Origin of the sequence: Poseidonocella sp. HB161398, assembly GCF_005870025.1 — a bacterium.
Taxonomy (GTDB): Bacteria; Pseudomonadota; Alphaproteobacteria; order Rhodobacterales; family Rhodobacteraceae; genus Mangrovicoccus.
Genome location: NZ_VATA01000021.1, coordinates 49,313 through 68,727 on the forward strand (window position 1 = coordinate 49,313; position 19,415 = coordinate 68,727).

Sequence of the window (19,415 nt, forward strand, 5' to 3'; positions counted from 1 at the left end):
CGGTGGGGCCGAGCAACGTTCCCTCGTTGCCGCCCGTGCGGGAGTGAGCCCCGCCTGACGCTCTGCCACGGCGATACCCGCGCTTGCGGAGCGCGCTGGGGCCAAGATCGCCGCGGAACCAGCCCTTCTCGGCAAACCATGCGTACATGGCGCAGACGCGGTAGATCTTGGCGGCGATTGTCTTCGGCGCGAGCCGTTCGCCGCGACGGGTCCGTGCGCCGCACTCCAGCAAGGCCAGGCATTTGCGACGCTGCGGTTCGCGGGCATCCGGTAGGTCAAGGGCATGTCCCGGCTGCGTCCGGCGGCACATTGAGGCCACCGGATGTCCGGCAAGCTCCCGCATGCCGCGGGGAGGGCCGCATCTAGCCGCGGAGGGCGTCCCGGACGGCCGATCGCAGGGCGGGGAGGAGCTCGGCCTCGAACCAGGGGTTGCGCCTCAGCCAGGCGTTGTTCCGCCAGGAGGGATGCGGCAGCACGAAGGTGCCCGGCGCATGGGCGCGCCAGCCGGAGACGATGCCGGAGAGCGGGCCCTTCAGCCCCAGATGCCGCTTGATCGCGTAGCCGCCGATGACGAGCCGCAGGGGGACCGGACCGATCTCCTCGAGCACCGCGCCATGCCAGGTCTCCCAGCAGACCGGCGGGGGCGGCAGGTCGGCGCCGCGCGCGTCGTAGCCCGGGAAGTATATCCTATATCCTCTAAATTCTCTATACGAACGAACACAGGACTGACAACGTTCGAAAAATTCGATGATTCGGAGGAGAAGACTCAATATAGATTTTTGAGCTGCGCAGAGCGCTCGGGAGACTGACAGGCGGTCGCTTTGGCGCAGATTTCTTGATTGCGGTATCTTTCGACCTCGCCCATGCCAGATTCTTGGGCGTTTTGCACGCGTCTCATGACCTGCCGTTCGCCGGCGCACCCCTGTCCGGCGGATGAGCGCAGGAAGCGGTCGCTCGGGAACTGCCCAAGCCAGCCCGAGGATCGCGTGGCCACACTGCAGTCCAGTCGTTCATATTTCGACGCCGCCGCGCTGCGGCCTTCCCTGAAGCAGCCGCTCGGCCCGCCCCGCAGCACCCGGCGTGCTGGCCGATGGGGCGCCCACAAACTTGCCATTCATTAACAAATGCGTTTCTGTGCGCGTCGGCCTCTCTCCCTTGCTAGCGGAAGGTCCGCTTGGTCTAGAGCAAAGGATTCAGCATGCTAACGGACGTGACCAATATAGATCCTGTTCCGGTCCGGCCTGTCGTCGCGACAATCGCTACAGTATTCAAGGATGGTCACGTACTGCTGGTGCGCCGCGCCAATCCGCCAGATGTAGGTAAGTGGGGCTTTCCCGGAGGAAAAGTAGACCTCGGGGAATGCCTCCAAGATGCCGCAACCCGGGAACTTTTCGAGGAAACTGGAGTACGGGCGACAGCGCAGCGCGTTTTCACGGCAGTCGATGCACTCGATCATGATGAGAACGGAATAGTGCGCCATCACTACGTCCTTGTGGCAGTCCTCTGCGCTTGGGTATCTGGTGAGCCAATTGCCGGTGATGATGCCTTGGAGGCTCGTTGGTTTCCGCTAAACGCGCTGGAGGGAGAGGAACTTGCACTCAGCCTCGATGTGGCAACGGTCGCTCGGCAGGGTGCTGAAATCGCACTATGAGCTTGGCTCCGACAGCGTCCAAATGACCGCTTTGGGGCTCTGACCAGCCTTGCGGCAGCGCGGAAGCCTGGCCACGGCGCCGATGGTTCATCGGATTTCACGATGCCGAGCAGAAGGGCGAGACCAGCCGGTCGCGCCTGCCTCCTGGAGCGCCCGCGCTCAGCCCCTTTCCTGCCGGTAGCGGCGGCGCCGGGCTCGACGTGTCAAAGATGAGCCATCGCGGCAGGCGGACATGCGGCGGCGCAGCGCGCCCGACCAGCAACCACATAAAAACGGTCCGCCGCAGCCATCCTTGTCATTCCCCTGGGCAGTTCTCGCGCAGGTAGATCTCGAAGGGCGTGAACGGGGTTTCCGCCAGCGGCTTCTCGCTTCGGCGGAAATGGTCAGCCAGGATGTCGACGGCACGGATGGCCTCCAGCCGCGGGTTCTGGTCGATCACCGCGTCGAGCAGCCCGTCGCGCAGGAGTTGCCGCCTGACCGGGGTCAGCTCGTGGGTGATGAAGGTCACCTGCGCCTCCAGTCCCAGCGCCCGCAGGCTCTGCGCCATCGCGTGGTTTCCGGCGGAGACGTTGTAGATGCCGCGGATCTCAGAATCGTCCGCCAGCGCGCGGCGCACCAGCCGCCCGGCGCGGTCGCGGTCCTCCTCGCTTTCCAGGATCTCGACGATGCGGCAGGCCGGAAAGCGTTCGCGCAGCACGGAGCGGAAGCCGATCTCGCGGTCCTGGTGGCCCTGGATGCGGCTCAGCCCGAGCATCACCAGCACCTTGCCGCCCTCGCGGCCGAGGAACCGGCCCATCAGCTCGCCCGCGACCCGGCCGATCTGGCGGTTGTCCGGCCCGACATAGGCGATCCGCCCCGACGCGGGTACATCCGTCACCAGCGTCACCACCGGAATGCGCTGCGAGGCGCGGCGCAGCGCGTCGGCCAGCCGCGGATGGTCGGGGCAGCAGATCACCAGCCCGTCATGACTGGCCGCCGCCTCGGCGATCCGGCGCTCGATCGCCTCGATCTCGGTCGGGGGCAGGCAGCTGACCGCGAGGCTCATCCTGAGATCGGCCATCGAGGTGTCGAGTGCCGAGAAGGCCTCGCGCAGCGCCGCGAAGAACGGGTTCTCCGGCGGGTACATGACCACGGCGATCCGCAGGAGCGGCAGGTGCGCGCGGAACAGGCGGCGGTCGAGCTCCAGTTTCGAGGCCCATTCCAGCACCCTGGCCTCGGCCTTCGGCGAGACGCCGCCGCGGCGGTTGATGACCCGGTCGACGGTGGAGAGGCTGACGCCGGCAGCCTCGGCAATGGCGGTGAGGGTGGTCTTGCTTGTCATGGGCGCCATTTTGAAAGGATCCCTTCTTTTTGCAAGCTGCATTGACGGGATTGGTTCAGGTAAACCTTCCTCAACGAATGGGAGGATCACAGATGAACGACAGGAGCGCCCATCTGGGCGGCAGGATCAGGCTGGGCGTCAGCCCGCTGTCCTGGGTGAACGAGGTGCTGGCCGATCTGGGCGAGGGCATCTCGGCCGAAACCATCCTGGCCGAGGCGAAGGCCGCCGGCTTCGCGGGCGTCGAGATGAGCCGCGCCTTTCCCGCAGAGGCGGGCGCGCTGGCGGCGCTCCTGAAGCGCCATGGGCTGAGCTTCGTCTCCGGCTGGCATTCCGGCTTCCTGGCGGAGCGGGACGTCGAAGCCGAGAAGGAAGCGGTCCGGCCGCATGCGGCGCTCCTGAAGGCGCTCGGCGCGGAGGTCCTGGTCTATGGCGAATGCGGGCACATGGCGGAGGATGCGCTCGACGTGCCGCTTCCGGCGCGGCTGACCCTTGGTGACTTTGCGGCTTATGGCGCCCGGCTGACAGAATTCGCCGACTGGCTGGAAGCGGATTTCGGGCTGCGGCTGGTCTATCACCATCACCTGATGATGGTGGCCGAGACGCTGGACGAGGTACGCAGCGTCATGACCGCGACCGGCCCGTCGGTCGGGCTCCTGCTCGACACCGGCCATGCCGCGGCGGGCGGCTTCGATTACGCCGCGCTGATCACGGAATTCGGGCCGCGCATCGGGCATGTCCATCTGAAGGATGTCCGCGCCGATGTCTTCGCCCGCGTCCGCGCCGAAAGCCTCAGCTTCAATGACGGCGTGCGGATGGGCATGTTCACGGTGCCGGGCGACGGCTCGGTCGATTTCGCCCCGCTCGCGCGCTTCCTCGCCTCCGGCCAGTACAGCGGCTGGCTAGTGGTCGAGGCCGAGCAGGACCCTGCCAAGGCGTCCCCGGCAGAGACCGTTTCCCGCGCCTTCCGCTTCGTGACCGACCAGATTTTGCAGGCCCAGGCCGTCTGACGCCTGCCGGAGGATCCCCAATGACACCGAAACCCCTGAATGTCGGCCTGATCGGGTCGGGCTTCATGGGGCAGGCCCATGCGGACGCGTTCCGCCGTGCCGGCCTGCTCTATCGCGACCTGCCCATGCTGCCGGTCCTGCACACGCTCGCGGATGCCACCGGGGAGCTTGCGGCGCGCGCCGCGGCGCGCTTCGGCTTCGCGAAGTCGACCGGCGACTGGCGCGCCATGGTTGCCGATCCCGAGATCGACCTCGTGGACATCACCACGCCCAATGCCATGCATGTGGACATGGCGCTGGCGGCGATCGAGGCGGGCAAGCACGTCTATTGCGAGAAGCCGCTGACCGTCACGCTGGAGGATGCCCGCCGCCTGACCGCCGCTGCCGAGGCGAAGGGCGTGAAGACGATGGTCGCCTTCAACAACATCAAGACGCCCGCGGCGCTCCTGGCGAAGAAGCTGATCGAGGCAGGCGAGATCGGCACCCCCACGCGGTTCCGCGGCTGGTTCGACCAGGGGTTCTTCAACGATCCCGAGATGCCCTGGTCCTGGCGCTGCTCGCGGACCGAGGCCGGATCGGGATCGCTCGGCGATCTCGGCAGCCATGTCGTGTCGGTCGCGCAGTTCCTGATGGGACCGGTCGAGAGCGTGCTGGGACAGGAGCAGACCTTCTTTGCCACGCGCCCGGCACCGGGCGGCGGATCGGGCTACGGCGCGGCCGCGGACGCATCGGGCAAGCGTCTCGCGGTCGAGAACGAGGACCAGTTCCAGGCGCTCGTCACCTTCGCCAATGGCGCGGGCGGGACCATCGAGTCCTCGCGCATCGCCGCCGGCAAGGTCTTCGGCATCTACTGGGAGGTCTCGGGGACAGAAGGCACCATCGTCATGGATGGCGAGCGCTTCAACGAGCTGAAGATCGCCCGCTATTCCGAGGCCAAGGCCGATCGCGGCTTCAAGACGATCCTCGCGGGCAGCCAGGTGGAGCAGTTCAACGGCTTCTTCGGCTTCGACTTCGCGGGCGGCGGCCTGGGCTATTTCGACGTCAAGGTCATCGAGGTGCGCGACCTGATCCACGGCATCGCCGGGCAGGGCTGCTTCCCCGACTTCCGCTTCGGGCTGGAGAACCAGTCGATCATCGCCGCGATGGAGGCCTCGGCCGCCAGCGGCACCAGGACACGGACCGGCCACGGGGCCGAAGGAATGCTGAGGGCAGGAGAATGACGATGACCGGCATTGCCATCATGGGGGCCGGCCGCATGGCAAAGGTCCATGCCGCCGCCATCGCAGGCGCCGGGGCGCGCGTCGCGGCGATCTACGATCCGGTGACCGCGGCGGCAGAGGCGCTGGCCGCGCAGACCGGGGGGCAGGTCTGCGCCAGTCCGGAACAGGCGATGGCGCTGGCGGATGTCGACGCGATCATGATCGCGACCTCCTCGGACACGCATGTCTCGCTGCTGGCCCAGGCGGTGGCGACGGCCAAGCCCGTGCTCTGCGAGAAGCCGCTGGCGGCGAGCTACGAGGAGAGCCGCGCCTTCATCGCCTCGGTGGGCGAGGCCGCTGCCAGGAAGGTGTTCCTCGGATTCAACCGCCGCTTCGACCGCGGCCATGCCTCGGTGCGCGAGGGCGTTCATGCCGGGGCCATCGGGCGGCTGGAGCAGCTTGTGATCACGAGCCGCGATCCGTCGCCGCCGCCGCTCGACTACGTCCCGCGCTCCGGCGGGCTGTTCCGGGACATGATGATCCATGATTTCGACATGGCCCGCTCGATCACCCGGCAGGAGATCGCCAGCGTCACTGCCCATGGCTCGGCGATCATCGACCCGCGGGTGGGCGAGCTGGGCGATGTCGACACTGCCTCGGTGACCATGGTCACGACCGAGGGCGTGATCGTCACCATTCTCAATTCGCGGCGCTGCGCCTTCGGCTTCGACCAGCGGATCGAGGCCTTCGGGGAAACCGGCATGCTCCTGTCGGACAATCCGCGCCAGTCGGGCTTCACCACCTATTCGGCTGCAAGCCCGGGCACTGCGGCACCGATCCTCGAGTTCTTCATGGAACGCTACGGGCCGAGCTACTCCGCCGAGATACGGCTGTTCCTCGATTGCGCCCGGGAAGGTCGCGACATGCCGGTGAACGCCATCGACGGGCACATGGCGGCCTGTCTCGCCGAGGCGGCGACCGCCTCGCTCAAGACCGGGCAGACGATCCGCCTGACCGGACCCGACCAGGACTTCGCGGAGATCCTCCATGCGGCACAGTGAGACCATCGCCATCGTCACCGGCGGCGCGCAGGGCGTGGGCAATGCCATTGCGGCGCGCCTCGCCGAAGAGGGCTGCACCCGCCTGATGCTGACGGGCAGGAGCGAGGCCAAGGGCGCGAAAGCCGTCGCCGCCCTTGCCGAAAAGGGCGTGGACGCACGTTTCACCGCGCTCGACCTGCAGGACCCGGCAGGCTGCCTGGCCCTCGTCGAGGCCACCGTCGGCGCCTTTGGCGACCTGACCGCTCTGGTCAATGCCGCCGCGCTTGGCGCAAGGGGCTCGATCACCGATACCAGCCCGGACTTCTTCGACGAGATGTTCGCGACCAACGTGCGCGGGCCGTTCTTCCTGATGCAGGGCTTCGTCCGGCACCGGCTGGCGCGGGGCGGCAGCGGCTGGATCGTCAACATCCTGTCGAACTGCGCGCATTGCGGGCAGAGCTATCTCGCGCCCTATTCCGCCTCGAAGGGGGCGCTGGCGACGCTGACCAAGAACGTGGCCAATGCCCATCGCCACGACCGCATCCACTGCAACGCGATCCTGCCGGGCTGGATGGACACGCCGGGAGAGGATGCCACGCAGCGGAAGTTCCATGGCGCGCAGGATGGCTGGCTTGCCGCGGCCGAGGCCGGGCAGCCGATGGGCCAGCTCGCGAAGCCAGCGCAGCTTGCCGGGCTCGCCGCCTATCTGCTGAGCGCGGAGTCGGGCGTCATGACCGGTGCGCTGATCGACTACGACCAGAACATTCCCGGCGCCTATCCCGAATAGGCCCCGGACAGCGCCGCCCCGGGAGGGGGCGGCATTCCACCAGGGAGGAAACCACCATGAAACGACTTCTGCTCGCGGCCTCGGCCGCGGCCATCGCGGGCATGGCCCAGGCCGACCGCTACGTGATGATCACCCACACCATGGGTACCGATCCGTTCTGGCCGGTGGCCGAGACCGGCGGGCGCGATGCCGCGACCCAGATCGGTGCCGAATTCGAGCACATGTTCGCCCCCTCGGGCGACATGGCCGACATGGCGCGACTGATCGAGAGCGCCACCGCCACGATGCCGGACGGGCTGGTCGTCACGCTGCCCGATGCCGCCGCCCTCGGGCAGGCCGTGGCATCCGCAACCGAAGCCGGGATTCCCGTCATCACCATCAACTCGGGCGAGGAGGCCTCGAAGGAGCTGGGCGCGCTGATGCATATTGGCCAGAGCTCCGCCATGGCCGGACACGGCGCGGGCGAGCGGCTCCTGGCCGAGGGGCCGGTGGGCAAGGCGCTCTGTCTCAACCACGAAGCGTTCAACACCGATCTCGTCACCCGCTGCCAGGGCTTCTTCGATGCGCTGGATCAGCCCTTGAACATGATCGACGTGTCGAACGACGTCGCCCAGATCAAGACCCGGACGGCGGCGGCGCTGCAGTCCGACCAGGAGATCGACACGCTCCTGGCCATCGCGCCACATACCTGCGAGGCCGCTGCGGCCGCAGTGGAGGAGGCCGGCGCGACCGGCGCGGTGAAGCTTGTCTGCTTCGACCTGAGCCCGGGCGTGCTCGACCTGATCGAGGCGGGCAAAGTCGATTTCACCATCGACCAGCAGCCCTATCTGCAGGCCTATCTCGCGGTGACCTTCCTCAACCTCTACAACACCCGGTCGGGCATGATCCCGCCGGAGGACGTGCCCTCGGGGCCGGGCTTTGTCGATGCAACCAACGCCGCCGCCGTCCGCGAGCAGGCCGGCACCTATCGCTGACATCAGCGGGGGGCGGCCGGCCGCCCCCCGACCGTTCCATGAGGAGGGAGGAAGGATGACCCAGGTCATGACAAACATGCCGAAACGCACCGAGGCCGACCGGCTGGACAGGGGAGGCCGGCTCGACCGGCTGAAGCGGAGGCCGGAGATCGGGGTCTTCCTGGTGATGGCGATCGTGATCGCCGCCATCGCGGTGGCCTCGGAGGGGAACGCGTTCAACGCGCTCGGGCTGAAGAACAACCTGTCGATCATCTCGCAGTTCGGCATCATCGCGGTGGGCGCCTGCCTGCTGATGATCGCGGGCGAATTCGACCTGTCGATCGGCTCGATGATCGGCTTTGCCGGCATGTCGATGGCGATGATGCTGAAATGGGGCCTGCCCTTCGGGCTGGGCCCGGCCACGCCCTTCACCGCCTTCGCGCTGACGCTCTGCATGACGCTGTTCCTCGGCTGGCTGATCGGCACGATCGTGGTGCGCTCGAAGCTGTCGAGCTTCATCGTCTCGCTGGCTTTCCTGTTCTTCCTGCGCGGCCTGACCGAGGTGTCGTTCCGCGTCATCAACAAGTCGACGCAGATTTCCGGCCTGCCGGACTACAAGGAAACCAGCTGGTTCGCCGATCTCTTCGGCGGGCAGGCCTTCGGCTGGGTCTACGACATCTGGTTCCGGCTCGGCGGCAATGCCAACCGGGCGGGCGAGCAGTGGGTGGCGGGCTTCGACATGCGCGTCGTCTGGTTCATCCTGGTCGCCGGGGCCGCCTATGTCGTCCTGTCGCGGACCCAGGCCGGGAACTGGATCTACGCCACCGGCGACAGCCAGGCCTCGGCCCGCGCCAATGGCGTGCCGGTGGACAAGGTGCGGATCTCGCTCTTCATGCTGACCGCCTTCTGCGCCACTCTATTTGCGGCGTGCCAGGTATTCGAGACCAACACCGCCGACGCCGCCAAGGGCAACCTGAAGGAGCTGGAGGCCATCGCCATCGCCGTAGTCGGTGGCACGCTGATGACCGGCGGCTTCGGCTCGGTGATCGGCGTCGTCTTCGGCGCGGTGACCTTCGGGCTGGTGGCCAATGCGGTCTTCTTCATCCCGGCGATCGACGGCAGCTTCTACCGGGTCTTCGTCGGCGCGGTCCTGCTGATCGCCGTCTTCCTCAACGAAAGCATGCGCAAGCGCATCACCGGAGGGCTTTGAGATGTCCGGACCCCTGATCCGCACCGAGGGCCTCGTCAAGCGCTTTGGCCCCTTCACCGCGCTCAATGGCATCGACCTGGAGGTCCATGCAGGCGAGATCCACGCGCTTCTCGGCGACAATGGCGCAGGCAAGTCGACCCTGATCAAGACGCTCTCGGGCATCCACCCGCCGACAGAAGGGCAGATCTATGTCGAGGGCAGGCCGGTCAATTTCCGCTCGCCCCGCGACGCCTCGGATGCCGGGATCGGCACGGTCTACCAGGACCTTGCCATCAATCCGCTCCTGTCGGTGACGCGGAATTTCTTCATGGGGCGCGAGCTCCGGACCGGCCCGGGTCCCTTCGGCATGCTGAAGATGGACGAGATGGACCGCATCACCCATGAGGAGATGGTCAAGATCGGCATCAACGTCTCGGACCCCGGCCAGCTGATCGGCACCATGTCGGGCGGCCAGCGCCAGACCCTGGCGATCGCCCGCGCGATCCATTTCGGCGCCAAGGTGCTGATCCTGGACGAGCCTACCTCGGCGCTCGGACAGAAGCAGCAGATGGAGGTGCTGAAGACCATGATGCGGGTGAAGAAGCGCGGCGGCATCGCGATCATCTTCATCACGCATAACGAGATCCACTCGCAGCTGGTCGCCGACCGTTTCACCTTCCTGGCTCTGGGCGAGGTGATCGGCCGCGGGACCAAGGCCGAGCTCGAAGGCGAGGACATCCGCCACCTGATGGCCGGCGGCCACGAGATCCGCGACCTCGAGCTCGAACTCGCCGCAGTTTGACCCAGACCCGCGCGCGGCATGCCTCCCCGCCGCGCACAAGCCGGAGCGGCCCCTCCGCCGCTCCGGCATCAGACTCCGCGGGCGACCCGAGCGCAATCCCCGCGCCGCCGTGGCTGTCGCGGGACCACGACGACAAGTTTCGCTCGCCCAGTCGTCCCGGACCCCGTTTCGATACGGACGGTACCCTCTGGAACCTGCCGCCGGTCCTGCAACCGGCGGCGGCGGCTTCAGGTCCGCGAATGACCGCAGCAGTTCACAATTCGATGCCCTCGGCGATCGTCAGCGCGTCCTCCAGCTTGACGCCGAGATAGCGCACCGTGCTGTCCATCTTCGCGTGGCCCAGAAGCAGCTGGACCGCCCGCAGGTTGCCGGTCTTGCGGTAGATCAGCGACGCCTTGGTCCGCCGCAGCGAATGCGTGCCATACCCGCTCGGCTCCAGCCCGATCATCCTGACCCAGTCCTTCACGATGCGCGCATACTGCCGCGGCGAGATATGGCCGGATGCATGAATGCGGCTCGGGAACAAGCAGGCGCAGCCCGCCATCTGCGGCGCGTCGATCCAGGCGGAAATGGATTTCCGCGTGTTTTCGGTTATTTCGAACTGTACCGGCCGGGCGGTCTTGCTCTGGATCACCGTCGCGCGTTCCTTGATCGCGGCGCCGATGGCCACGTCGGACACTTTCATCCGGACGAGGTCGCAGCCCCTCAGCTTGCTGTCGATGGCGAGGTTGAGCAGCGCCAGATCCCGCAGGTTTCCGGCAAGCTCGAGCCGCGCCCGGATCGCCCAGACATGGCGGGGCAGGAAGGCGCGCTTCTGGCCCATGAGGCGGCCCTTGTTCCAGGGCGGACGCTTCGGGGTGACAGCAGGCAACTGGATTTTCGACATGACGAGTCTCCATCCGGCCCTCCCGACCCCGACTACGGCACCGCGCCGACAGCTGGATGGTAGCATGACTTCGAGCGACCGGGTCCGATTCCAGTAGGGCCAGAGCTGGTTCCTCGCCGCCGCAAGGCCGGTCCGAGCCCCAAAGCGGAACCATACAGCCCCAAGGGCAGTCAGATCAGCGGCGGACCAAAAGACCGTAGCCGGGACTTTCCGCATTCAGCGGCTCGGTCCCGCAGAGCAGGACCGAACCGTATTGGCGTCAGGCGGCCTCAGCCGACGCGACGCCTTCTTCTCCCAGATGCTTCCTGAAGAACGGGAGGATCTTCTCCAGCGCCAAGCCGACCGGCTCTTCCCGGTCGTAGAGGTCGTAGTGCGACCAGTCCTGCAGTTCGACCAGCTGCCGGTCCTTTGATGCCATCGCGCGGCCATGGATCTCCATGCCGTCCCGATAGGCGCCAAAGGCACCGACCTTCTGGCCAAGGACCACCATCACCGGCTGGGTCATCAGCGTCTCGGCGAAGGCAAACGCATCCCAGGACAGGGTCTTCTGGGCATGGCTGAAGACCATGCGCGTCGCGCCACCGGTCGCTTGGCCGCGGGAGGTCTTGTAGTAGTCCGTCGCCTCGAAGACGTCGCGCTCCGTCATCCCGGCCTTGCGGGCCGCATCAAGGCTGGCAGGCAGAAGTTCATTGACCTGCAGCTCTGCGCCGCGCGCCTCGGCGCTGCGCTGCGCGGCCATGGCAGTCAGCGCGCCGACCGGATCGAACCCGTTGAAACCCTCTCGGAAAAGACGACCCAGGTTCACCGGGGTGATCCCGACCACCGCCTTGATCCGCTTCTCGGTCAACGCGGCATTCAGAGCGTAGCCGCCACCGCCGCAGACGCCGATGACCCCGATCCGGTCCGCATCGACGAAAGGCAGCGTCACCGCGTGGTCGATCACGTGGCTGACATCCTCGACCCGCTGGCTGGGGCTTTCGGTCCAGCGGGGACTGCCGCCGGACTCGCCCTGATAGCTCGCGTCGAAGGCGATGACGACGTAGCCCTGCGCGGCGAGCGCCTTGCCGTAGACGCTGCCCGAGGTCTGCTCCTTGCAGCTTCCGAAAGGGTGGATGCTGACGATCGCCGGGTAGCGCTTGCCCGGATCGAAGGCGGGCGGCAGGTGGATGTCCGCCGCGATGTGCCAGGCCATGTCGGGGTTCTGAAATGTCACGCTTTCCATGGTTTGAACTCCTTGGGTGTCGAATTGGGCGAGACTGCCCCGCCCGCGATCCGGGCAGGCATGCGTCGTCTGCGCCGGATCAGGCGCCGAGCTTTTCCCGGAAGAAGGGCGCCAGCACGCTGACCGCCTCGTCGACGAATTTCGCGCCGTCATAGAGGTCCATGTGGTTGGCGCCGTCGACGACGTGGAACGTCTTGTCGCCGCTTGCGGCCCGGGCATAGAGGTCGTCGCTCATCCATTTGCTGCCCGCGACGCTGCCCGCCACGATCTGCAGGGGCTGGGTCAGGAAGGCCTCGGCGAAGTTGTAGGCGTCGTAGCTGATCAGCTGGGTCAGGCTGCGCGCCAGACCGTAGCCCGGGGCGGTGGCGCATTGCGCACGCTGGGTGTGGTAGTATTCCCAGGCCTGGCGCAGCTCCTCGTTGGGGGCATCCTCTTCCTTCAGCGGGGCCATCGGGATCTGCGCCAGATCACCGCCGGTGGCGAGCGCCTGCGCATCCGCCGTACGGGCGGCGGCGCCAGCCTCGAGGAAGGGCAGCGCGTCGGCATCGGCCACGTCATTGTCCCAGCCATTGCGGAACATCGCGCCGATATTGACCGCGCTGACCGTGCCGACGGCCTTGATCCGGTGATCGTTGATCGCCGCGTTGGCGGTATAGCCGGCACCCGCGCAGATCCCCATGGCGCCGATCCGGTCGGTGTCCACATAGTCCAGCGTGCTCAGGTGGTCGATCACCGCGCTGACATCCTCGGTGCGGATATAGGGGTTCTCGAGCTGGCGCAGGCCGCCGCCGGACTCGCCCTGGTAGGAGGCGTCATAGGCGATGGTCACGAAGCCCTGCCTGGCCAGTTCCGCGGCATAGGTGCCGGCGGTCTGCTCCTTCACGCCGCCGCCGGGGTGGGAGACGACGATGGCCGGATACTTGGCGCCCTCTTCGAAGCCCTCCGGCAGGTTGATGACGGCCGACATCTCGACGTCCGGGTTGTTGGTGTTGGCGAAGGTGATCTTGGTCATGGTCGTCTCCTTGGGCGTGGGATCGAACCGATCCGTTGCTGATGGAGCCAATATGACGCTTGAGCCGCTCAGTGATTAGACGGTAAGTTCTTCATGGACCTATAAGCGAGATGATGAATGCGGCGCGAGGACATCGCCGATCTGACAGCCTTCGTGACAGTTGCCGAAGAGGGCAGCTTCACCAGGGCCGCGACCCGGCTGGGCATCTCGCAATCCGCGCTGAGCCAGATCGTGCGGCGTCTGGAAGACCGGCTCGGGCTGCGCCTGCTGGCGCGCACGACGCGCAGTGTCGCCCCCACGCCCGCGGGGGACCGGCTGGTCCGGAAGCTCGCTCCGCTGCTGCGCGAGATCGACAGCGATCTGGCCGAACTGAGCGAGTTCCGGGACACGCCCACCGGCAATATCCGCATCACCTCGGTCGAACACGCGGCGAAGACCATCCTCATTCCGGCGCTGGCGGAGGTGCTGCCGGGCTATCCCGACGTGAATGTCGAGGTCATCGTCGATTACGGGCTCGTCGATGTCGTGGCCGACAGGTTCGACGCCGGCGTGCGGCTCGGCGAGCAGGTCGCGAAGGACATGATCTCGGTACGGATCAGCCCGGACATCCCGATGGCGATTGTCGGTGCCCCCGCCTACCTCGCGCAGCATCCCGTGCCGAAGACCCCCGAGGACCTCGTCGAGCACCGGGCGGTCAACCTGCGCCTGCCGTCGTCGGACACCATCAACGCCTGGCGGCTGGCAAGGAACGGCGAGGCAAAGCGGGTGCGGGTCGAGGGCGCTCTCAGCTTCAACACCATAGAGCTGATCCGGCAAAGCGCTCTCCTCGGGCAGGGCCTGGCCTACCTCCCGCATGACCAGGTGGAAGAGCATCTGGCGCGGGGCGAGCTGAGCCAAGTGCTGGCGGACTGGACGCCGCCATTGCCGGGATATCACCTCTACTACCCGAACCGGCGGCACAGCTCACCGGCGTTCCGGCTTGTCGTGGATGCGCTGAAGGCCCGGCTCCGCGGCCTCGGCTGACTGGACGCCCGCAGCCTTGCGGCTGTCGAAGACATGGCCGCAGGCAGGGCAGCTGCACTCGCCCTGCGGCACTTGCCGCAACCGGACATCGGACAGGATGGCATGGGCGATGTCGCGGCTGATGCCGAGCTCGCGCCGGAGACGCTCGATCTGGCGGCCCTCCTCGAGATCGATCTTGCCGTCCTCCAGCGCCAGGCGGAACTCGTTGCGAAGCTGGTCGCGGCGGCGGTGCAGGTGATCGGCGAGGCCGCTGGCGATGATGCCGGCGGGCAGCGCGGCCATGCCGACGCCGAGCACGGTGATGAACCCGCCGAAGACCCGGCCCAAGGGCGTGACCGGCGTCACGTCGCCGTAGCCCACCGTGGTCAGCGTCACCAGCGCCCACCACATGGCGGCGGGGATCGAGCCGAACTCCGAGGGCTGCGCTTCGTGCTCGACGATATAGGCGCCTGTCGCCGCGAAGACGAGCAGGATCGTCAGGATCGAGAAGGCGGCCATCAGGGCGCCCGCTTCCTCGCGGATCACCGAGATGAGCACCGAGAGCGCCGGCGAATAGCGGGTCAGCTTGTAGATGCGGAAGAGCCGCAGGATGCGCAGCATTTGCAGGTTGGAGCTGAAGACGAGCCCGATGAAGAAGGGCAGCACCGCGCCGAGATCGATCAGGGCCATCGGGCTGCGCATGTAGCGCAGCCGTGCCTGCCAAGGCGGCCGCCCGGGGTCCCGCTCGGCGCTGGCCCAGACACGGAGCACATACTCGGCCGAGAAGATCGCGACCGAGATCGTGTCGAAGGCGCGGAAGCTGGCGTGATGCACGGCATAGATGCGAGGCACGGTCTCGAGAGCCACGGCGATCACATTGGCGACGATCAGCAGGATCAGCGCAAAGCCCAGCACGCGCGCCAGTGTCGACCCGGTCCCGGGATGTTCGAGCAACCGGTAGGCCTGCCGCCTGAGGCTTTCCTCTCTGGCGCTCACGATGCCGGAGAGGCGCGCAGATCGCGGATGGCGCGGTAGAGCGGCACGCCGATCTGCGAGAAGAGCGCGATGCCCCAGCCGAGGTTGCCGATGATCGCGGGTACGTAGGCGTGGATGAAGAACATGAAGATCGCCATGGCCGCCCCGAAGAGCCGCAGGCCGCCGCTATGGTAGCGCCGGGTCTCGTCGCGGCCCTCGACCAGCAGCTGCAGCACCCAGAGCGCGGCCAGAAACACCGCCAGCCCGATCGTGCCAAGCGCTCCGTAGCCCGGCGGATAGGGCTCGAGAAAGCCGACATAGACCTCGCCTGCAAGCGCCACGCCGATGGTCACCGCCGCCCAGAGGATGACGATATGGGCAAACCAGTAGCACAGCATCAGCGGCACCTTGCGGGACTTCAGCTTGGCCATGCCGGCGCTGTCGAAGTAGATCCAGGCCAGCGCAAACAGCGACAGGCCACCCATGGCGAGATTGAAGAACGTCCCGGGATAGGCCTCGTCGATGCCCTTGTCGGCGAGCGTGACGCAGAGCTTGAAGAAGCCCTCGCCGAGCAGGATCAGCATCAGCAGCCCGAAGCGTTCCGAGAGGTGGCCGAGCCGCGGCAGGAAGCGCTCGAAACGCAGCGTGCCGATGCCCGGCAGCAGGTACATCAGCTGGATCATCACGATCCCCGCGCCGAACACCCAATAGGCGAGCGGCCGCGGCAGGAAGGCCGAGACCGCGAAGACCCCGGCGAGGATGAAGAAGTTCCGCCCCATCTCGGAGGCCAGCGAGGTGGTCTCGGCCCCGAGATGCCGCGCCCGCCAGTAGAGCCAGGCCGTGAGCGCCCGGTTGAGCGCGTAGCCGAGCGCGAAGAACGGCCAGCCGCCATGGGTAATCTCGGGGATCGCCGCGGCGATGAACATCATGGTGACGATCTGCACCGCCATGGCCACGCGGTGCGGGATGTCGGTCGAGATGTAGAGCGAATTGTAGATCGAGTTGTCGGCCCAGGCGAAGAAGATCGCGATGAAGAGGAAGCTGTAGGTCCAGAACCCGGTCCAGTCGAGGTGATGCGACAGGTAGTTGCCGAGCAGGAAGATCGTCACCACGTGAACGAGATCGTAGAAGAGCTCGACCCAATGCACGTGATTGCTTGCGCCTCCCTCGACGTCCAAATGGTGCCGTGGGCGGGTCCAGATCGGAAAGTCCTTGAGCGGCATGTCTTCTCCCTCGCGAGACGATGTCTTCCTTATAGGGGTAGAGAAGGATCAGCAGGTCGCAAAACTCTTTTCGGAGCGAGTATGGAGCCAAGCCCGGGCCGACAGGCTGATCCTGTCTGCATCGGCACAACGGCAGATGGGCAATGGCACCTTTGTGCACGGAACTGCCGACCAGGATGCCGAGAATGCTGCGGCGAGGGTCGACCGGCCGGTTCGGGGAAGGCTGCAGCGCAGCGGCGTCGGATGGTGAACGGCCGCACTGGTGAGCGCCATCGCGCCCCTCGTCCTGGCTGAGCCTGTTCGCCAACGGCTGCAAACTGCGCACTTCGCCAGTAGGGCGGCAACGATGAGCGGTCGGTCTGGGCTGGCCCGGCCAGGTCGACGCAGGTCGACCGAAGAACGCGGTGAACGGCCGCTTCAGCCGGATCGCCGACTGGGCTCCGCCGCGCCGCCGCAAGTCCGCTTTGCCTGGCCGGCCGGTGTTGGCCTCTCGCGCCCGACGCCGCCGCGACCGGCCGGAAAGGGCTGAGCGCGGGCGCTCAAGGCGCCAGGCGCGACCGGCTGGTTCCGTCCTTCGGCCTGGCATGGTGACAGCCGATGAACCATCGGCGCCATCAGCAAGCTTCCGCGCCGCCGCATGGCCGGTCCGAGCCCCACTTCTGCCGTTCGTGCTCCCTGCAGCATTGGTCGAAGAGGGCGGAAAGCAGACTAGCGGCGGTGCGACTTGGCGTCCGCGGCGAGTTTGGGATAGCGGCCATATTACTGCCTTGAGGCGAAGAAACGGGCGAGCGCTCGAACGCAATGGCATTGCCCGGCGACGGCGAACCTCAAAATCGGCGATTTCCGCCGACTTTTTCAACAACATCCGCCGTGAGCGACGGCGCACTTTGGGCAACGACGCGTTTGCTTCGTGCTGCGCCGCCGCAGGTCCGCTTGGATCCCGCCGCCGTCTTTCGTTAAATTCCTTATCCGCGACTTCCGGGGCGGAAGCCAGACCTGCGCGCACCGAATGTGACAACGAAGCCCACAACAGCCAGGAAGAAGACCGCCCATGGAAACGCGCCCGGTCCCTCGGCATCGAGAAGAATACCGCCAACGATGCTTCCAGAGGCAATCGCGGAATTCCACACCACGACATTCATTGACAGAGCAACGTCCGCGCCTTCACCGGCGGTATCGGCAAGCGCCGTCTGAAGGAAGGTTGCAGCGCCACCAAAAGTCAGGCCCCAGACCACGGCGGCAGTGAGGACCGTTTCAGGATGGTGCCCGAACAGCCCCAGAGCAAGAGCCATCAGAGCGAAAACCGATAAGCTGATCAGGACCGAACGGCGCAACGCGCGATCGACCAATTGTCCTGAAATCCAGATGCCCAGCAAGGATGCAACGCCAAAGATCAGCAGTACGAGATCTACGCGATCGCCCAAGTCGGCGCGTTCCGCGAATGGCGCGATGTAAGTATAGAGGATATTGTGGCCGAGCATCCAGAGCAACACCACAGACAGAACCGCGCGCACGCCTGGCATGGCAATGACGCTGCCAAGATGAATTCGGCTTTCCGCTTTCTGGCCCGGATGGTCCGGCACTGCAATCAAGATCCACGCGATCAGCAGGGCGGATAGCCCGGACATGACCGCGAACGCCATCTGCCATCCGATGGCGGTTCCAAGCCATGTGCTGAGCGGAACGCCCAGAGAGAGGGCAACAGGCGTACCCACCATCGCAATGGCCATCGCTCGCCCTTGCTGCGCCGCCGAAACCATTCGCCGCGCGTATCCGCCAATCAGGCTCCACGCGAGCCCTGCTGCCGCCCCGGCCATGAACCGCGCGCCCATCGTCAGCCAATAGCTCTCCGACAGGGCTGTCGCTGAGTTGAAGATCAGAAAGCCGAAGACGGTCAGCAGTAGGACAGACCGGCGTGGCCATGTTTGCGTCAGGATCGTCAGAGGAATGGCCGCCACGAGCGAGCCGAACGCATAGGCCGTCACGGTTTGTCCCGCCAGGGAGAGTGAGACGCCGAGCCCATCGGACATCTGCGGCAACAGCCCCGCAGGCAAGGTCTCGGTCGCAATGCAGATAAAACCTGTCATCGCCAGCGCCAGCAGGGCCGCGATGGGGAGGCGCTCTTCAGCGCCAAAATGTGTCGTGGTTGTCATTGGGTGTCCATTCTGTATCGATCGATACTGAAGTAGGCGGCGGTTGCTGCCCTTGTCAATGACTTCTGTATCAACTAATTCATTAATCGTCAGGAGGACAAACATGGCAAGAACCGGAAGACCGCGCGGTTTCGACCGCGACGCAGCGCTCGACGCGGCGATGCATCTGTTCTGGGAACATGGCTTTGAGCCGACGACGCTCAACATGCTCAAGGAAGCCATGGGCGGCATCTCTCCCACCAGCTTCTACGCGGCCTTCGGATCGAAGGAGGCCCTGTTCCGGGAAGTCGTGGAACGGTATCGCGTCACGCATGGCAGCGTCACCGACATCCTGCGGGATGAAAGTCTTCCGCCGCGCGAGGTGGTCGAGACATGTCTGCGCCGCTCCGTCGCCATGCAGACGGATGTATCTCATCCGATCGGCTGCCTTGTGACGCAAGCTGCGACTAATTGCGGACCCGAAAACCAGTTTGCCGCCGAAGTTCTTTCGGCGGAGCGAAGGGCGAACTTCGAAGCGATCTTCAAGCAAGTCGAGCGCGACATTGCATCAGGGCATACGCCCCCGGACACCGACGCCCATGCGGTCGCGACCCTTTTCAGCACGTTCATGGTCGGGATCGCCACGTCAGCACGCGACGGCGCAAGCCGAGAGGAGCTTGAAAAGGCTGTAAGTCTGGCCATGGCAAGCTGGAGTGTCTCCCCGCCAACCGAGCAATAACGGCCTCGACCGGCAAAACGCCTTTGCATCTCCAGTCATGCTATTCGGAGAAAAAAATGCCAGTTTTGTCCGCATTGCTGACGTCGAGCAACCGGGTCGTGCTGCACAGTGCTGAGAATGGCTGGTTCAGTAAACTGCATCGCCGCGTAGATCGGCCCGATGAATGTCCGCAGAGGGCCGATCCGGCCAGCTTGCCGCGCCCCAGCGAGCGTCCGGAAGGTGCGCACTTCGGTCGGTCAGCACGACGAGATTGCTGCGGAGCGGGTTGAGCGGCT

At 66.1% G+C, this 19,415-nt stretch carries 18 protein-coding genes; 10 read left to right on the forward strand and 8 right to left on the reverse strand.

What is annotated here, in order from left to right; translation table 11 throughout:
* Positions 1–362: 362 nt before the first annotated feature.
* The gene (locus FGX59_RS38155; protein ID WP_206078376.1) at positions 363–608 is read right to left on the reverse strand and encodes a uracil-DNA glycosylase family protein; all 246 of its coding nucleotides are present in this window, start codon (positions 606–608) and stop codon (positions 363–365) included.
* Between the two features lie 590 nt (positions 609–1,198).
* On the opposite strand from FGX59_RS38155, the gene FGX59_RS17455 reads away from it, so the two are divergent.
* Positions 1,199–1,651 (forward strand): NUDIX hydrolase, encoded by a 453-nt coding sequence (locus tag FGX59_RS17455; RefSeq protein WP_138468422.1) that lies wholly within the window; start codon positions 1,199–1,201, stop codon positions 1,649–1,651.
* A gap of 295 nt (positions 1,652–1,946) precedes the next feature.
* Here FGX59_RS17455 and FGX59_RS17460 read toward each other — a convergent pair whose 3' ends face one another.
* The gene (locus FGX59_RS17460) at positions 1,947–2,972 is read right to left on the reverse strand and encodes a LacI family DNA-binding transcriptional regulator (RefSeq protein ID WP_171060689.1); all 1,026 of its coding nucleotides are present in this window, start codon (positions 2,970–2,972) and stop codon (positions 1,947–1,949) included.
* A gap of 92 nt (positions 2,973–3,064) precedes the next feature.
* Here FGX59_RS17460 and iolE point away from each other — a divergent pair, with 92 nt between their 5' ends.
* The 7 genes from iolE to FGX59_RS17495 are packed head-to-tail and all read left to right on the forward strand — an operon-like array spanning position 3,065 to position 9,949.
* Positions 3,065–3,979 carry a myo-inosose-2 dehydratase gene (gene iolE / locus FGX59_RS17465; protein ID WP_138468424.1) on the forward strand — a complete coding sequence of 305 codons (915 nt, stop codon included), beginning with the start codon at positions 3,065–3,067 and terminating at the stop codon, positions 3,977–3,979.
* 20 nt (positions 3,980–3,999) lie between these two features.
* Complete coding sequence (locus FGX59_RS17470; RefSeq protein WP_138468425.1) at positions 4,000–5,199, forward strand: Gfo/Idh/MocA family protein; 1,200 nt, start codon at positions 4,000–4,002, stop codon at positions 5,197–5,199.
* Between the two features lie 2 nt (positions 5,200–5,201).
* Positions 5,202–6,239, forward strand: a complete 1,038-nt coding sequence (iolG, locus tag FGX59_RS17475; protein WP_138468426.1) for an inositol 2-dehydrogenase — start codon at positions 5,202–5,204, stop codon at positions 6,237–6,239.
* On the forward strand, positions 6,226–7,005 hold the full coding sequence (locus tag FGX59_RS17480; protein WP_138468427.1) for an SDR family oxidoreductase: 780 nt from the start codon (positions 6,226–6,228) through the stop codon (positions 7,003–7,005). The genes iolG and FGX59_RS17480 overlap by 14 nt, the downstream gene beginning before the upstream one ends.
* 56 nt (positions 7,006–7,061) lie before the next feature.
* On the forward strand, positions 7,062–7,979 hold the full coding sequence (locus FGX59_RS17485) for a substrate-binding domain-containing protein (protein WP_138468428.1): 918 nt from the start codon (positions 7,062–7,064) through the stop codon (positions 7,977–7,979).
* A gap of 55 nt (positions 7,980–8,034) precedes the next feature.
* Positions 8,035–9,168: an ABC transporter permease gene (locus tag FGX59_RS17490; protein WP_240722528.1), complete on the forward strand. Its 1,134-nt coding sequence runs from the start codon at positions 8,035–8,037 to the stop codon at positions 9,166–9,168.
* A 1-nt stretch (position 9,169) separates the two neighbouring features.
* On the forward strand, positions 9,170–9,949 hold the full coding sequence (locus FGX59_RS17495) for an ATP-binding cassette domain-containing protein (protein WP_138468429.1): 780 nt from the start codon (positions 9,170–9,172) through the stop codon (positions 9,947–9,949).
* Between the two features lie 253 nt (positions 9,950–10,202).
* Here FGX59_RS17495 and FGX59_RS17500 read toward each other — a convergent pair whose 3' ends face one another.
* The 3 genes from FGX59_RS17500 to FGX59_RS17510 form a co-directional block, all read right to left on the reverse strand.
* On the reverse strand, positions 10,203–10,835 hold the full coding sequence (locus tag FGX59_RS17500; protein ID WP_138468430.1) for a tyrosine-type recombinase/integrase: 633 nt from the start codon (positions 10,833–10,835) through the stop codon (positions 10,203–10,205).
* Positions 10,836–11,094: 259 nt separating this feature from the next.
* Entirely contained in the window at positions 11,095–12,057 is a 963-nt protein-coding gene (locus FGX59_RS17505; RefSeq protein ID WP_138468431.1) for an alpha/beta hydrolase, read from the reverse strand.
* Positions 12,058–12,136: 79 nt separating this feature from the next.
* Entirely contained in the window at positions 12,137–13,069 is a 933-nt protein-coding gene (locus tag FGX59_RS17510) for an alpha/beta hydrolase (protein WP_138468432.1), read from the reverse strand.
* 117 nt (positions 13,070–13,186) lie between these two features.
* Between FGX59_RS17510 and FGX59_RS17515 the strand changes: the two genes are divergently transcribed.
* The gene (locus FGX59_RS17515) at positions 13,187–14,092 is read left to right on the forward strand and encodes a LysR family transcriptional regulator (RefSeq protein WP_138468433.1); all 906 of its coding nucleotides are present in this window, start codon (positions 13,187–13,189) and stop codon (positions 14,090–14,092) included.
* Here the strand turns inward: FGX59_RS17515 and FGX59_RS17520 are convergent.
* From FGX59_RS17520 to FGX59_RS17530, 3 genes are all read right to left on the reverse strand, one after another.
* Positions 14,033–15,025 (reverse strand): ion transporter, encoded by a 993-nt coding sequence (locus FGX59_RS17520; protein ID WP_240722530.1) that lies wholly within the window; start codon positions 15,023–15,025, stop codon positions 14,033–14,035. The two genes, FGX59_RS17515 and FGX59_RS17520, sit on opposite strands and share 60 nt — an antisense overlap.
* Before the next feature lie 38 nt (positions 15,026–15,063).
* Positions 15,064–16,269 carry a low temperature requirement protein A gene (locus FGX59_RS17525; RefSeq protein WP_138468435.1) on the reverse strand — a complete coding sequence of 402 codons (1,206 nt, stop codon included), beginning with the start codon at positions 16,267–16,269 and terminating at the stop codon, positions 15,064–15,066.
* Between the two features lie 965 nt (positions 16,270–17,234).
* Entirely contained in the window at positions 17,235–18,422 is a 1,188-nt protein-coding gene (locus tag FGX59_RS17530) for an MFS transporter (RefSeq protein WP_138468436.1), read from the reverse strand.
* A gap of 103 nt (positions 18,423–18,525) precedes the next feature.
* Here FGX59_RS17530 and FGX59_RS17535 point away from each other — a divergent pair, with 103 nt between their 5' ends.
* Entirely contained in the window at positions 18,526–19,140 is a 615-nt protein-coding gene (locus FGX59_RS17535; protein WP_138468437.1) for a TetR/AcrR family transcriptional regulator, read from the forward strand.
* The last annotated feature ends 275 nt before the right edge of the window (positions 19,141–19,415 follow it).